The 15,675-nt window shown below is 39.8% G+C and carries 14 protein-coding genes and 1 pseudogene; 5 read left to right on the forward strand and 10 right to left on the reverse strand.

The genetic code is table 11. The features are described from left to right. Positions 1–199: 199 nt before the first annotated feature. Both narQ and ACED60_RS12885 read left to right on the forward strand, forming a co-directional pair. Positions 200–1,930 carry a nitrate/nitrite two-component system sensor histidine kinase NarQ gene (gene narQ / locus ACED60_RS12880; RefSeq protein ID WP_371727715.1) on the forward strand — a complete coding sequence of 577 codons (1,731 nt, stop codon included), beginning with the start codon at positions 200–202 and terminating at the stop codon, positions 1,928–1,930. Then, positions 1,917–2,549: a response regulator gene (locus tag ACED60_RS12885; protein ID WP_371727716.1), complete on the forward strand. Its 633-nt coding sequence runs from the start codon at positions 1,917–1,919 to the stop codon at positions 2,547–2,549. Before narQ ends, ACED60_RS12885 begins: the two co-directional genes overlap by 14 nt. Before the next feature lie 218 nt (positions 2,550–2,767). Here ACED60_RS12885 and dcuC read toward each other — a convergent pair whose 3' ends face one another. The 3 genes from dcuC to ACED60_RS12900 all read right to left on the reverse strand — a co-directional run bounded on the left by dcuC (position 2,768) and on the right by ACED60_RS12900 (position 6,295). Then, positions 2,768–4,135, reverse strand: a complete 1,368-nt coding sequence (dcuC, locus tag ACED60_RS12890; protein ID WP_009845449.1) for an anaerobic C4-dicarboxylate transporter DcuC — start codon at positions 4,133–4,135, stop codon at positions 2,768–2,770. Positions 4,136–4,571: 436 nt separating this feature from the next. Continuing rightward, positions 4,572–4,862 (reverse strand): putative quinol monooxygenase, encoded by a 291-nt coding sequence (locus ACED60_RS12895; protein ID WP_135381552.1) that lies wholly within the window; start codon positions 4,860–4,862, stop codon positions 4,572–4,574. Positions 4,863–5,152: 290 nt separating this feature from the next. Next, entirely contained in the window at positions 5,153–6,295 is a 1,143-nt protein-coding gene (locus ACED60_RS12900) for a fatty acid desaturase (RefSeq protein WP_135381553.1), read from the reverse strand. Between the two features lie 166 nt (positions 6,296–6,461). On the opposite strand from ACED60_RS12900, the gene ACED60_RS12905 reads away from it, so the two are divergent. Next, positions 6,462–7,007, forward strand: a complete 546-nt coding sequence (locus ACED60_RS12905) for a GNAT family N-acetyltransferase (RefSeq protein ID WP_102250368.1) — start codon at positions 6,462–6,464, stop codon at positions 7,005–7,007. Between the two features lie 186 nt (positions 7,008–7,193). Here ACED60_RS12905 and ylqF read toward each other — a convergent pair whose 3' ends face one another. The 4 genes and pseudogenes from ylqF to ACED60_RS12925 all read right to left on the reverse strand — a co-directional run bounded on the left by ylqF (position 7,194) and on the right by ACED60_RS12925 (position 11,162). After that, the gene (gene ylqF, locus ACED60_RS12910) at positions 7,194–8,129 is read right to left on the reverse strand and encodes a ribosome biogenesis GTPase YlqF (protein WP_009845440.1); all 936 of its coding nucleotides are present in this window, start codon (positions 8,127–8,129) and stop codon (positions 7,194–7,196) included. Positions 8,130–8,459: 330 nt separating this feature from the next. After that, entirely contained in the window at positions 8,460–8,756 is a 297-nt protein-coding gene (locus ACED60_RS12915; RefSeq protein ID WP_012600534.1) for a PAAR domain-containing protein, read from the reverse strand. Continuing rightward, a pseudogene (locus ACED60_RS12920) lies at positions 8,757–9,214 on the reverse strand (Twin-arginine translocation pathway signal); the annotation flags it as partial. It lies immediately after the preceding gene. Positions 9,215–9,656: 442 nt separating this feature from the next. After that, a complete protein-coding gene (locus tag ACED60_RS12925; protein ID WP_012600538.1) occupies positions 9,657–11,162 on the reverse strand; it encodes an aldehyde dehydrogenase family protein in 1,506 nt (501 codons plus the stop codon). A gap of 418 nt (positions 11,163–11,580) precedes the next feature. Between ACED60_RS12925 and ACED60_RS12930 the strand changes: the two genes are divergently transcribed. Together ACED60_RS12930 and ACED60_RS12935 are read left to right on the forward strand one after the other, a co-directional pair. Then, entirely contained in the window at positions 11,581–11,940 is a 360-nt protein-coding gene (locus ACED60_RS12930; protein WP_012600539.1) for a hypothetical protein, read from the forward strand. Next, positions 11,930–12,187 carry a hypothetical protein gene (locus ACED60_RS12935; RefSeq protein ID WP_004731227.1) on the forward strand — a complete coding sequence of 86 codons (258 nt, stop codon included), beginning with the start codon at positions 11,930–11,932 and terminating at the stop codon, positions 12,185–12,187. Before ACED60_RS12930 ends, ACED60_RS12935 begins: the two co-directional genes overlap by 11 nt. 1,029 nt (positions 12,188–13,216) lie before the next feature. Here the strand turns inward: ACED60_RS12935 and ACED60_RS12940 are convergent. The 3 genes from ACED60_RS12940 to ACED60_RS12950 all read right to left on the reverse strand — a co-directional run bounded on the left by ACED60_RS12940 (position 13,217) and on the right by ACED60_RS12950 (position 15,666). After that, on the reverse strand, positions 13,217–14,197 hold the full coding sequence (locus ACED60_RS12940) for a GlxA family transcriptional regulator (RefSeq protein ID WP_041473087.1): 981 nt from the start codon (positions 14,195–14,197) through the stop codon (positions 13,217–13,219). Positions 14,198–14,414: 217 nt separating this feature from the next. Next, on the reverse strand, positions 14,415–14,894 hold the full coding sequence (locus ACED60_RS12945) for a hypothetical protein (protein ID WP_012600542.1): 480 nt from the start codon (positions 14,892–14,894) through the stop codon (positions 14,415–14,417). Continuing rightward, on the reverse strand, positions 14,878–15,666 hold the full coding sequence (locus ACED60_RS12950; RefSeq protein WP_041473207.1) for a winged helix-turn-helix domain-containing protein: 789 nt from the start codon (positions 15,664–15,666) through the stop codon (positions 14,878–14,880). Before ACED60_RS12950 ends, ACED60_RS12945 begins: the two co-directional genes overlap by 17 nt. Positions 15,667–15,675: the final 9 nt, after the last annotated feature.

A 15,675-nucleotide genomic window follows, 5' to 3' on the forward strand; every position in this document is an offset into this window, starting at 1 on the left:
ATATCTTGTCATTTATCCTCACAAGTAGTATAGTTTTAGAAATATTTGTATAAATACCCCTTAAGGGCTAAATAGGATCCTATATTGTCTTAGATCAATAAATTATGAAGCGTTTGGTCACATATTGAATGGAGCTCTGTTTTTTGATGTGTGACAATAGGTTCCCGACAGCCATTTTTATACCTTCAGGATATTAACTTTGCTTATTAAACCTGTTTCATCTGTGACGAGGACAATAGCTAAATCATTGCTATTTATATTGCTCCTTTCAGTTGCCACCACCGGTTTTGCTATTTTTACATTAGCGTCCAGCCTTAATGATGCCGAGGCGGTTAATGTGGCTGGCTCGATGCGCATGCAAAGCTACCGTTTAGCGCATGATATTCAAATAGAATCAGTGGATTACGATTCTCATATTCGTGAATTTGAAAGTTCCCTTTATTCCACATCGATGACTAATTTGGTGAGTTGGGAAGTGCCAACTGATATTACAAATGATTATTATTTAATAATTGGCCGTTGGCACGAATTGAAGCAGGTCTTAAATAGCGAAGATAGAAAACACTACCTGGTACTTGTTGAAAATTTTGTTATTGAAATCGACCGCTTTGTTTTTAAGTTACAAGAATTTTCAGAAAATAAATTAATTAAATTGGCATGGGCTGGTGGTATAGGTCTAGGTGGAATACTCGTCATATCTCTTTTTGTTGTTCATTTTGTACGTAAACAAGTTGTTAAGCCTCTACACGCTCTCGTTAGAGCTAGCCAGAGAATCAAAAATAGTGATTTCGAGGTTAAGTTAGAGGTTACCAACAATAATGAATTGGGCATTTTGACCAAAACATTTAACTCGATGGCGAAAGATTTAGGCGTGCTGTATCGAAACCTTGAAGATGTTGTCGATGCCAAGACGGTTGAGTTACAAAATGCTAACCAATCATTGCAAGCACTCTATTATTCTTCTCAAGAACTCACGGTAACGCGTGTTGCACCGGAAAATTTCCGAGCTATTTTGCAGCACTTGGTCAGTCTAGAAGGGATTGAATCGCTAAGGTTAGAAATCGTCGATAATTCGGGACGTTCTTTGATTATGGATGAAGGTTACGACCCGACTTGCGATTATGAAAAGTTTGAAATGAAACTGGATGATAACGAACTTGTTTTGGGTTATCTGTATTGCTCATATCATCACGGTCATTCAACTAAGACGCTAATTGAGAGTTTTATCCAACTGCTATCGAGAGCTATCTACTATAATCGTGCTCAAAAGAAAGCTGAGCAGCTTATTATTATGGAAGAGCGAGCGACGATTGCGCGTGAACTGCATGATTCATTGGCCCAATCGCTGTCGTATTTAAAAATCCAAGTGACATTGTTAAAGCGTGTTATTGGTAAACTTCCGGAGCACAAACATCGAGAGCAGTCAGAGCAGATAGCATCTGAGCTAGGGAATGGATTAGCGGGTGCTTATACTCAATTGAGAGAGCTACTCACCACATTTAGGTTATCCATCAAAGAGGGTAGCTTTGGAGATGCTTTGAGCACCATGCTAGAGCAACTCAGTGAAAGAACCGATGCGAAGATTAAATTAACTAATAACCTTTCATCGCTCGAGCTTGATGCACACAGTCAGGTTCACTTGCTTCAATTGATTCGTGAAGCAACAATAAACGCAATAAAACACGCCAATGCCGACTTGATAGATGTATGCTGTATCGATGAGGACGGACAAGTATTAGTCGTGATTAAAGATAATGGAGAAGGCTTTGACCCAAGTAGTTCGAAGATGAACCACTACGGAATGAGTATTATGCAGGAGCGTGCGGCAAGACTGAATGGTGACTTAACGATTGAAGCGGCTCAAGGTGAGGGCTGTACAGTCATATTGAAATATAAAAGTTTAAAGGAAGTTAAAGTTGACGATTTGTAAAGTAATGTTGGTTGATGATCATCCATTGATGCGCAGAGGTATAAGCCAATTACTGAGCTTTGAAGATGAATTTGAAGTGATTGCAGAAGCAAGTAACGGTACAGAAGCGGTCGCACTTGCCCATGAAGAAGAACCTGATTTGATCCTATTGGATCTGAATATGAAAGGCATGTCTGGGCTAGATACCCTAAAAGCACTTCGAACTGATGGTTCAAGCGCTAACATCGTTATTTTAACGGTTTCTGATAGCCCTGCGGATATCGAAGCGATTGTTAAAGCGGGCGCTGATGGTTACTTACTGAAAGATACTGAACCCGATGAGCTGATTGAACTGCTTAAGCAAGCACATAGCGGCGATAAGGCATACAGCAGTGTGGTAGCTCGCTATTTGAATGATGCTGAGAGCCGCAACGACATCTTCGACCAACTGACTGAACGTGAAATGCAAATTCTTCAAGAAGTCGCGAAAGGTTACCGTAACAAGCAGATCGCCGATCACCTGTTTATTTCTGAATCGACAGTTAAGGTACATATGAAGAGTTTGTTGAAAAAGCTGCAAGTGCCTTCTCGTACCGCAGCAACCGTTCTTTATTTAGAACGTTATGGTGACATGAAGTAGGGCTTGTTCTTTTTAAGTAATACTATTTAAAGCTGTGCTGTTTCAATCCCTTGTGCATTTTTAGTGTCATGCTCCAATAGATAGAGTTTTGAATTCTCTAATTAATATGACGCAAAAAAGGCGCTGAACTTATTAAGTTCAGCGCCTTTTTGTTAGGGCATTTTATATCGGCATCTCTATCTTAGCTTGTATCAGTCTAGATAGAGTGTTTCTTTAAGTTAAGCTGCCATTGGAACCAATACCAGCGTACCAAAGATAACCGTGATAAGACCACAGATTACTGGAACAGAAGTACGTTTTACAACTTCAAACGGGCTGATTTTACCCATACCCGATGTCGCAACAATTACGCCAGATACTGGAGAAATGGTACGGCCTAGGTTAGATGCTTGAAGCATAGGGATGATTAGGAACGCTGGGTTCAAGCCCATTTTCGCCGCTAGTGATGGAGCCAGTTCTACGAATGCATAGAAAGGCGCGTTACCAGAACCTGTCGCGATAGCTGCAGCAACCGTTAAACCTGTTAGGATAAGCATTAATGCGATACCGCCTGCGCCTGCCGATTCAGCAAGACCGATTAGGTTATCAATTGCACCGATAGACATTAGACCTTGAGCAAATACGCCCGCCGCAACCAACAACATTACTACGCCTTTGAACGCGTCAGCCATGCCTTGGTAGCAAGAATCTAAGTCTTCTAATGTTTTCTCGCCGTCAAACTTCTTAACAACGTAATCGATAACTGCACCCACGAAGATAGAACCTACGACAATGGTGTAGATATCAAGTGAAAGCCCTGGAATCGTACGACCGTTGAATAGGAAAACACCGATGATAGGTAGGAATGGCAGTGCCGCGTAGAAAGCCGGTGCTGTTGTTTCGATTTCAGATACGTCTACTTTTTCCATTGGCGTGTTTTCTTTCTTATCTAGATATTTGTTCCAGAAGAAAGCCGCGCCAGCCATCACGATGATTGCACAGATAGAAACAGGCAATACTGTTTGAACAGCAAACACATCAAGAGACATGCCTGATTTTTCAGCTGCGATAACCACATCACCAGAGGTTGGTGAAAGAATGATTGCTGCAGGTGATGCACAAACGGCAACCGCTGCTGGGCGTGAAATACCCATCGCCGTCATCATTGGGAATAGTGTCGCCATCAGTAACACACCAAGGCCTGTTGCAGAACTTACTGCTAGAGACATTAGACACGCTACGATGTAAGCCGCAACAAGAAGTACATAGGGAGATTTAATAGCAGCAAGCGGTTTAGAGAACTGTTTCACTACTACGTTGTTAGCACCAATGTGCGTCATGTAAGAAGCAAAACCACAAAGAAGCATGATTTGCATGCCCAGGCCGCCCCCACGGTACTGAAGCATGTACTTAACAAATTCTAGTGAGTCGGTAACCATGTTACCTGTTGATGCGACTTTAGCTGGTAAGACTGTGTGACCAATAAGGCCGGTAATAAGAAGTAGGGCAAGGCCAGCAGTTAGTAACACGCCCGCTGCTTTATAGCCTTTTACAATAAAGTAACCAACAGCAATGGTAATCACTAATCCGATCAAGAGCTCTAACATAGAAATCTCCACAAAGTTTAAAAAATATAAGAAAGTGTTTCAGAATATGACAATGAATGTACAGAAAACTACACTGTGGCACGAGGCAAACTTGAGTTTGGTATGATCTAAGACAAACATTTTTTTCGATGTTAATTGTGGTTATAAATCGTGATTAACTACTGTTGTTTGGATGTTAATAAACAAATTTCGCAGCTTGCTAGAATATAACTTGGATCACCTTTGCTTGTTTTAGTTGCATATGAAGGGGTGTTTTATAAATCGTGAGTGGTTTTTGTGCGTTGAAAGGAAGCTTATAATGAAATGGGTGTTTACCTGAGAAAGGCGGTGAGAGAGGCGGCTTTTTTATAAGTAGAATGAGCAGATATAAGTGTGTAGAAAAGACAAACCCTGCGTTGAGAGCAGGGTTTTTATTGAATCAGTGCTGAGTGACTGCTTAAGCAATGTGCGTCATTTTGTTAAGCTCAAAAGTTTCTATACAACCTTCAGTTGCAGCCATGTACTGAGCGATGTGTTGGCTCGCTAAGTGTTTCTCTAGATGAGCTTCAGACTCCCAGTTCTCATGAAAAACGAAGTGAGCAGGGTTACTGTTATCTTGGTGCAGGTCGTAGTTAATACAACCGTCTTCAACACGGGTTTTATCGATCAATTTAATCATCTCTGCTTTAACAAGCTCGGTTTTGTCTTCTTTAGAGACGATAGTTGCAATAATAGTCAGTTTGCTCATTTTTAATTCCTTAGGTCTAAACTCAGTAAGTTAAAGTAATATAAGTATAAATTCAGATTGAAGAAAGAGTTCTGGAATCCAATAACTATGGTTCTTGAAGTCCACAATTTAGACTTGAGAGTCTTTGGCTAATGGCTAATGGCTAATGGCTAATGGCTAATGGCTAATGGCAAATAGGTTACGCTCATAAAAAAGCCCTCATAGAAATATGAGGGCTTCAAATAAGAGTTAAGCAGTGTCGTTACTGGTACATTAAGCGGACTACTCAGCCTTAAGTATATTGTTCTACCTTAAGCATACTGTTCCACAGTCATTGCCCAATTTTTTTTCTGTTGCTCAAAATTCATTTTGATTTGTTGGTAACGAACTTTAAGTAGAGAGTGTTCGTACTTCTTCACAACATCTTCGCGTTTGCTTTCAAGTAGCTGCTTTTTGACTTCGTAATACTCGTTCATGTTTGACACTAGAGCATCGAATTCTTGCTGAAGTTTGTCCGCGATTTGTTGTTTGTCGGCACGATGCATGATCTTTTGCTGCGTGCGTTGAAGTAACATTGATGCTTCTGCTTTTTCGATACGAGCTTGAGGGGTTTTCTTAAGCTTGCTTGCCAATCCCATCAAAGAAGCACTCTTGATCAACCATTTTGTAGGATCGTATTGCCACCAGTAGATGCCGTTGCGGTAATCGTTCTCAAAGATGTGGTGGAAGTTGTGGTAGCCTTCGCCAAAAGTTAGAACCGCTAACACACCGTTATCACGGGCCGTGTTTTTGTCGGTAAAAGGTTGACTACCCCAGATGTGAGCAAGAGAGTTAATGAAGAATGTCGTGTGATGGTTAAGCACCAAACGAACAGCACCTACGATTAACAACATGCCAAGTACGTCACCGTAAATAACGCCTAAAGTGATAGGAACACCGAAGTTCATTAGCAATGCCAACAGAACATAGTGCTTGTGCTGCCACATAACAATTTTGTCTTTCTTTAAATCTCGACAATTTTCATAATTTTCATACATCGAGGTGCTGTAGTTACGAATCATCCACCCGATGTGAGAATACCAAAAACCACGTTTTGCTGAGTATGGGTCTTTGTCGTTGTTATCTACATGCTTGTGGTGCACACGGTGATCAGAAGACCAGTGTAACGCGCTGTTCTGCAGAGCAAATGCGCCACCTAATGCAAATAAAAATCTTAGGCTTGAATGCGCTTCAAACGCTTTGTGTGACCATAAGCGGTGATAACCCGTTGTGATTGAAAGGTTACAGAACGTAAAACAGATTGCTAGCCATATCCAGTGCTCCATACCATAGCCAAAAAAGTAGCCATAAACGGGAGCCGCAACAACAGCAAGCAGCATACTAAAAGAGAATACAAAAATATTGAGCCAGATTAATGGCGGCTTTTTTGTAGATTGTTTGTCGGCACTATTCATTAGCAAATTTCCATTGAGCTTACATCTGTGCGCTAGAATATCAGCGTGCACGTGTAAGTCAATATTGAAAGTGTAAACGTGTATTAGTATGTTTTGCTTAAATATTGTATAAAGGTAGTGTGAAATGTAGTAGCAAGTCATAAATGGAAGTACTAAGGGCTAATAAATGGAAATTAAGGTAGCTGAATATAAAGATTATGAGCGGATTGCCCAATTACACGCGGATAGCTGGAAGCTATATTATCGTGGCATTCTTGCTGATGATTACTTAGAAAATGATGTTTTGGAGGACAGATCTGTTATTTGGCAGACTCGTTTGATTAATCCTCCTTTTAACCAACATGTTTTATTGCTTGAAGAGGGTGGTTTACTGGTTGGTTTCGTCTGCGCGTTTGGTAATCACAACTTTGAGCGTGGCACGTTCATTGATGCATTACACGTAGACAATAATTATCGCGGTAGAGGTGTCGGTAAGCGTCTATTGTCTGAATTATCGAAGTGGTTGCAGCAATACTATTCGGATTCAGGTCTGTACCTAGAGGTGATGTCTGAAAATCACCAAGCCATTGCTTTTTATCAAGCGATTGGTGGTAAAGAAGAGCTAGAGCAAGTTTGGAATGCACCATGTGGAAGTCAAGTGAATGAGAAGGTGATCTCTTGGAGCTCTCCCGTTGAACTTGAACAGAAAACAGCAAGCATTGTGTATTCTTAGTCACTTCAAGTTGAATAATGGTTCCTTGCTCAACAGCGACCTCTTACTGAAGTTGCTTTAAAGCAGAAGAACAAACTAAAAAGCCCCGAGCATTAAATTGTTCGGGGCTTTTTTGATTAGAGTAGACGCTTCAATTATTTGGCGTTTAGTCGCACCATGTAATTTTTTTCATAAAACGAAGAGAGATTAACGCTTGTTCTTCAAGTAACGTTTACGACGCTCTTCTTTTTTCTTAATCTGTTGTTCGGCTTTCAGCGCAGCCGCTTCTTCAACTTCGATCAACTCTTGTGTGATCATTTCTGGTAGCTCTAACGTTACTTTACCTAAAGTACCATTACGCAGTTCATGAAGTAGGATTTCCGAACATTTGTGAATGTCTATATGACCACCAGCACGAAGTGCGCCACGCTTACGACCAATCGCTTCCATCAATTCGATGTCAGACTCTGGAAGCTCTTCAATTTGGTAGCGTTCTTGCAAAAGATTAGGGTATTGCTTTGCAAGGTACTCGACTGTGTAGAATGCCACTTCATCGTATTCCATTGCCGTATCTTTTACAGCGCCTGTTGCAGCCAAGCGGAAGCCACTGTGTGGGTTTTCTACTTTAGGCCATAGGATTCCAGGAGTATCTGAAAGGATCACGCCATTTTGTAGATTGATACGTTGTTGACGACGAGTTACCGCAGGTTGGTTACCAGTAACCGCGATCGTACGTCCCGCTAAACAGTTGATGATGGTCGATTTACCCACGTTCGGGATGCCCATGATCATTGTACGAATGTTCTTACCCATCTGTTCACGGTGCGGTGCTAACTTACGCACGAGCTCCATAACGTGGTTAACTTCTTCTTTAGCGCTAGTAGTAATCGCAATCGCTTTAACGCCTTGCTCTTTCTCGAAGTGCTCAATCCAACGCTCAGTAAGCTCAGGATCCGCAAGATCGCGCTTGTTCAACACTTTTACACAAGGCTTATCGCCGCGCAGTGAAGAGATCATTGGGTTTTCACTACTGAACGGGATACGAGCGTCCAGTACTTCGATGATCACATCAACCTGTGGGATAACTTCTTCGATTTCTTTACGGGCTTTATGCATGTGACCCGGAAACCATTGAATAGACATAGAGATAAACCTTGATAAATATATTTGCTGCACATTGTAAGGGTTCGCTAGGGCGTGTAAAGCGCTATATCGCCTAGAAACACAAGAGTCAACCACCTTAGGCTAAACGATTGGAGTTCTATTTTGAAAAATTCACTAGTACATTTTGATTTTGAAACGCATGACTGTTTTTCTATTCCCGCTAATCTGAGATTAAGCCTGATACCTAAAATTATCATCAAGTGGGTGTGTTTTGTGATACTAATTTGATTTAGATTTAGTTGAGAGTTTACGAATTGATGAGTAGTTTAATATTTGATTATAAGGACATTTTTATAAACCAGTCATGCATTAACCTCCGATTAAGACCGTTGGTATTCCCATAATAATTGTGCCAACATGTACGGTAAGATCACCCATTCTGGCAGCGGGCTTATTATTGACTAACACTGTCGCACTACCTTTTACCACACCGTCTGGTGGGCCTACACAAATACATATTTTCCCCAGCGTTGCTGCTGGAAAATTACCTATCAATACCGTTGTGGACAATGGGAGTAACGGTCCACTTACATGAGGAGTAGGGACAAGGTCAGGGGTCTGCATTGGGCGCATATGCATGTCAGTGGCTCTTACAGCAGGTAGCATTTAGGACTCCAATACTTGCTTTCCGGTATTGGATCTATTACCACCTTGGACAATGTTTAGACCCATTTCGATAAATAGCTCGTAACGTTGTTTTGCTTGTTCACCTTCAGGTAAAACAGCTGTAAGGTTGATACTGCCCGCAGCGGCTTGAGCATACAAATATTGTGGCGGGGGAACGATTGGATCAGACGGAGCCGTCATGCTACCACCCCTCCCCAAAGCAGCTTGGGCTGCCCACTTGCGCTTGCGTCAAGTCCGGCCTTGATAGCACTATTTCCTGCTTGAGGGCTATTTGTTTCATCGGGAACATGAACCCAAACTTTTGCTGACTGAATCGCTTCATTCTCAACTGAGTTCCAATCCAATTTAGCTTACGCGCAGCATGTTGCCCACCATACCGACTCTCGGACAGGTAATGCATGGACAAGATACGTGACGGCATCAGGTAATAGCTCTTGTATCACTAACATTCATTGTAAACTGCCTTGAGAACAATGTAAGGGCTCTAATCTTATTTTTGAACTGAATGTCGATTGTTTTGGTTTTCCAGATAACGAGTATATCAAAATGGAAGCCGATCCAATGTGGATCTAAATTGAAAATCTTTGATGATCTTACAGCGACTTTGAAAGTAACGGTTGTATTGGCTAAATCATTAAATAGCTTGATTATTTAAGGCTTGAGTTAGAGGCAGCCACTTATCCCCTTAATTGGTTGATAATTGTTCAGTGTTTGATTGCTTTATATAAGAAAATATTAATAGCCACACTAGTGTGAAGCAAAATCATAGTGATTATTTTTACGTCGGGGCGCTCGATAAAGAGGGGAAAGAGACAGAAGGTTACTGTGTAAACCTTTAGTCTGCCCGATAGTTATCGGGCAGGTAATTAGTTTAAACTATTAAAAAAAGCCTAAAGGATCAACACTATGGCTTACAATAATATTTTTAGTGTTTTGGTAGTGATCTAACATCATTTTGTGTGTTTCTCTACCAATGCCGGATTTCTTATAGCCACCGAACGCAGCGTGGGCAGGGTATGCATGGTAACAGTTAACCCAAATCCGTCCTGCTTGGATGTTTTTCGCCATATGTGCAATTAGATTGTTGTCGCGTGTCCATACACCTGCACCTAAACCATATTCAGTGTCGTTGGCGATCGCAAGTGCTTCTTCATAATCTTTAAATGTCGTAACAGCAACGACTGGACCAAAGATTTCTTCTTGGAAAATACGCATTTCGTTAGTTCCTTTGAAGAGAGTAGGTTCTACAAAGTAACCATTCTTATCATAGCTCTTACCGCCAGCAAGTAACTCTGCTCCTTCTTCATGGCCAAGGGCTATATATTGACGAATTTTATCAAATTGCTCTCGTGAAACTTGTGAGCCGACTTGTGTATCGGTATCCAACGGGTTCCCTTGCTGAATTGTTTTCATACGAGCCTGTAAGCGCGAAATGAAGCGGTCATAAATTGATTCCTGAATCAAAACTCTAGAAGGGCATGTGCATACTTCGCCTTGATTGAAGAAAGCCAGTAATACGCCTTCTATACATTTATCGAGGTAATTATCTTCGTGATCAAATATATCGGCCATAAAAATATTTGGAGACTTACCACCTAGTTCGACAGTTGATGGAATTAGGTTATCGGCTGCGCACTTAAGGATGTGTTGCCCAACCTCCGTAGAGCCGGTAAATGCAATTTTAGCAATTTTCTTATGTGTAGCGAGTGCTTGACCTGCCTCGGAGCCATAACCATTTACGACATTGATCACACCGGCAGGAACTAGATCCTCAATGAGTTCCATTAGTACTAAGATCGACGCTGGAGTTTGTTCCGCTGGTTTCAATACAACACAACAGCCTGCGGCTAGCGCTGGTGCTAATTTCCAAGCAGCCATCAATAGTGGGAAGTTCCATGGAATAATTTGTCCTACCACACCAACAGGTTCTGGGAAATGGTATGTTATTGTCTGTGAATCCAGTTCTGCAGCTGAGCCCTCTTGTGCTCGAATGCACCCAGCAAAGTAACGGAAATGGTCGACAACTAGAGGAATATCAGCGGCGAGAGTCTCACGAATAGGTTTCCCGTTATCCCATGTTTCTGTAATAGCAAGCATCTCAAGATTTTGTTCAATACGGTCAGCTATTTTTAACAGTATGTTTGAGCGTTCTGTACTAGATGTTGACGCCCAGTCATTTTTTGCACTGTGTGCGAAATCAACTGCTAAGTCGATATCTTCTTTAGTAGACGCCGGAACTTCACAAATTACGGAATGGTTTACTGGTGAGGTGTTCGTAAAATATTTCCCTTGTTTTGGTGCAATCCATGCTCCGCCAATGAAGTTTTGATATTGTGGCTTGAAATCAACAAGTGAGTTTTCAGTTCCTGGTTGTGCATATAACATTTTCGGTTCCTTTTTAAGTTTCGATTTTGTGCATTATTATCCATTTGCATACTAGAAATAAAATAGGCAATGTTGTCCATATACTCAGCCATTTTATTAATAACCTTTTTATATCAATGGTTTATTTTTTATGATTTGATGTAAAGTCTCGAACCCAAAGGGAATATGTCTTTTTTATAATGCCAACAATTGTGAGAATGAAATCCCCGTTGTTCTTAATAGAGAGTCTTTGTTTCTAATGCATAGCGACCAAATAGGACATATATGCCATATGTTCTGGACGTAATTGCGACATTTTTTTTTAACATTCTGATATCTATGATATTTCACTTATTGATGCAATTGGTTTCATTGTTTGTTTTTAAACATATATCGTTAACATATAAGGGTAAGGTCAATAAGTCAGAGGAATGCAAAAGTGTATCAAGAAGTGAGTCAATTACTCGATGACATCGGGTATGCATTTGATAAACATGAGCTGAAAATATGTACTATAAGAGCTCAAAAAAATAAAGTTATTAAAGCAATGATTGTTAAAGCAAAAGAACTAAAGTTCGACATTTCAACTAATCTAGCGAAGAGCGTTTTATCGGCAATAGTCAGCCAAGAAGAAATTACTGAGTATCAAGCCATTGATACATTAACTAAATATGTACTTTTTGATAGTAAAGAACAAAAAGAAATGAGAGAAAATCTTTTTCTTGCTGCGATGAGAGAAAGCGAAGAATTTCACATTGTTATGTTACTTAATGGAGAGGGAGCAAATCGTGTTGTCTGAAGAAATACTTTATGAAAGAACTAAAGAAGCGCTGCGATGTGCACGTCTACTTGAGCTTGATACAACAAAACAATTTATTAAAACATGTTTAAGTGCTTGTATAGCTGATAAGCGTATTCATATTAACAATATTGGTGAGGTTTTAAGTCATTCAATTGCTTATCCGAGCAAATTATTAGCAGGAGCATATGAAACTAGTGAACTTCATCAATCGATCACTCCTGTCCTAGAGGAGCTCTCTCTATAGAGTTTACTTTTTGATAAAGGTGATTCCCCTTAGGTGTATCGACTTAGTATTTTAGCCTCCGATCTGACAGTCACTAGTTTTTGATTCGTGTTTGTCAGATTGTGTCTAGGATAGCTTATTTTTCAAGTTTACACCCAGCCTACCTATGTATTAGTCTAACCTAATTGGAGATCACTACTTTTTCGAATTTCCTGTCAACCGCACATTCTATTGACCTAGGTAATTCCTAGCCTACTTTTACTTGACTCCACCAGACCGTGATAGGTTTGACTTGATTCTCCGTTCGGCCTAAATCAATAGCTATGAGCTATTTGATGACGAGCTGAATGAGGAACTGATTGTTTCTTTCTTTGTGTGTTCTATCGAGTCATTCACTCAATCGTTGGTGAATAAATACAATGTAGTCTCACGTGTCGCAGTTACTAACGTATAAGCAACGTAGGTAATTTCTGACCTGTAGGTTCTACGATTTAAAACGCTTTTGTCTATGACTAGTCGCAATAGCTGTTGAATAATCCACTTAGTTGGTTTTTAATCCCAAGTTTTATCTGCAATTGATTTGGCTTTCCTCGTCTTCAACCCCGAAATTTTTACTATTCAAAACATTGGTTCTGTGGGCATTCTTTTTAAGTTCTTTATACTCGTTGACTACCTAAGCCTAACGTAAAAGAAATCGAGGGCTTGTTTGGTCATAAATCCAGTAAATGACGGGATGTTCAAGACGGCGCTGTTAGGTTGCTTAACAAGGAGGGTAAACTATTATTTACTGGAGAAAACAAATGTAGTTAGGGTTAAAAGGCATAAGCGGTCGCAGAGTTTATGATTCAACGGTTGGATTACTACGGAACATGTAGTCAATGAAGTCTTTAAACTAAGTGTTATTCGTTGAACGTTCACATATTATTAGTATGGAAATACGAGAGTTACCTGTTATTTTCTTTGAGTCCGAATTAAGCATCTATCTTAATTGAAATGGGTAACTCTCTTGATCTAAACTTGTGGTTTAGGTTTAGCCAAAAACTATGATAGTTAAATTTCGCAAACCTGTGTCATCTTTCGATACTCTGTTGGTGTCATTTCGTAAAATTTTTTAAACAACGAGCGGAAGTGGTTGGTGTCATTGTAGCCAACTTGTTGGGATATCTGTTCAATATTCAAACTTGTAGTATCTAATTTTTCTCTAGCTAACGCTACTCGAATGCGTTGTATGTAATTCATTGGCGATTCTCCGGTCGCTGCTTTGAAGCGACGCTTCATTTGTCTTTCGCTCAAAAAACTTTTTTCTGCACACATAGCCACAGATAACCTACCGGGGTCTTCATTATGCATATACTCTTGCAATCGGTTAATCAAACCATCGCTATGTTGATGGTATTGAGCAAAATTCGTTAAACAAATTCGTTTTATTTTCGAAATGTCACCGCCTAAATATTGTTCGCATTTTATTCTTTGTCTTGTACCTAATAGAGCATCGATTAACATTATTGTTGCGGAAAAGTATTCTTTAATACCTGAGGTGCAAATATATTTGCCTTCATGAGTTATTTTCAAATGTGGTTTAAATTTCACTTGAGGGAATTGTTCGCGGAAGCGTTCAGCATATACCCAATGTGTGGTTGCGCTTCGTTTGTTTAAAACACCAAGCTCAGCTAAAAGAAATGCTCCTGTACATAAAGAGAGAACAAATTCGCACTGGATGATTTGTTTTTTCAACCAACACTTAACATCTTCGAGTAAAAAATAAGATTCATTGCTTACGTCACCACATGCTCCTATTAATAAAATGTCTGTATGTTCAACAGATTCCCAATGTGTGTAACAGTTGATAGTAAGTCCGCCCAGAAATTGCGTCGGGCCTCCTGTGACGGATACATAGCTAACTAGGGGAGCAGGAAATCCCGCTTGTATTAAGGCAATTGTAAGCATTTCCACTGGTCCCGAAATCGCTGTAATTGGGCTTCCTTCCAATAAAAGTGCGGTGATCTTTAAGGGTTCTCTTTTATTGATCATAAATACTGTATTTCTCTTAGATGTCCTATTTGCTAACACTATGTCCTAATGGGGGGGGGCAAGACTAATAAACAAATCTGAAAAGTGGAATACGTATTATTGATTGTAATGTAAGCGCTTGTTTTTAAGTGTATGATAATTATAGGTTATATTATCAATATTTTCAGTTATAACCAAATCTGTTGATTAAGTTAGGGTAATAACTCTATTTATTTGGTTAATCTGCGGTGATACATTGAACACTACTGGTTAATAAACTTGAATAACAAAATGTATACCTGTCTTGATACAAAGTCTGAAAAAATTGTTCTGATGAGCCTTCCATCAAATGGGCCTCTACTAAGTCTGGTTCAACCGAAGACGTGTAGTTTTCACTTCGTAAGGCATTAGCTGTAGAAAAGAGGTTTTCTCCAAAAAAATTAACTGAGTAGTAGATATTCAGTGCTTTGGTTTCGCCTTCAGACAATATACTCGAATGTACGTCGTGAATCCCTCCAAATTTATGATCAACGGTAATAACCTCTTTGAACGAGTCGACCTCAAAGTCTGTGTACGTACGACCACGCGAGAACAGCATGGTATTCTCACGACCTACAAGAAATGGAGGGTTATTTAGGTTGTTCATCCATGAAATAACGGTCATAAACAATGTATTCGCGAGCACCAGTAATATAATGATTTTATTGACATTGCTCATTAATTACCTCTTTCATTTGTTCTACTGAATACTTTTGGGAGAAACTCATATTCATAGTATTGCGCATGTGTGATCTGTTTAATTGATAGGTGCAGGATATATAAAATGTTTCAGGGTTGTCGGATAGGTATAACATACGCAAATTGTTTGTGTACTTTCCTTTGAACGCTTTGAAGTGATCTTCTCCATTTTGATTGTTAGTAAAAAAGTATGTTACCCCTAAGTAATCTCGTTGCCCCCACTCTATACGCTCTGTTGTACTATTGTAATATATTAGTTGTGTTAACCAGCTAATACTAAGCAATAACAGACATGACAGAACCAACAAGGTAAAGTTTTGAAAGTGTTTTAAAAAAAATACTTGTTCTTTAACCTCTATCTTAAGAAGTTCTTGGGTTGTAGTTGGACCATCAGTTGATTGGTTATTTTGTGTGTTGATAATTGGTATCTCAATTTCTACAAGATCTTCCACAAGACTGTAGCCATGTTTTGGGACGGTTTTTATTATATTTTGCTCACGACCGTTATCACCTAAAGCTATTCGAAGGTGGGCTATGGACTGTGTCAAACTGGCTTTGGAGACGACTCGGCCTGGCCAAGCCGCATTTGTCAAAGCGCTCTTAGAAACGGTTCGTCCTTTATGTTTACACAAGGTCTCTAGGATTTTGCAATCTGTAGAGTGCAATTTTTTACTTGTCCCATCATTTTTGTTGGTTAGCTGCCGCCTAAGTGTTGGATTCAATATCCATATATTGCTACTTTTTTTTGTCATTAATATCAA

The sequence above is a fragment of the Vibrio sp. 1F279 genome (genome assembly GCF_041439815.1).
Lineage (GTDB): Bacteria > Pseudomonadota > Gammaproteobacteria > Enterobacterales > Vibrionaceae > Vibrio > Vibrio tasmaniensis_A.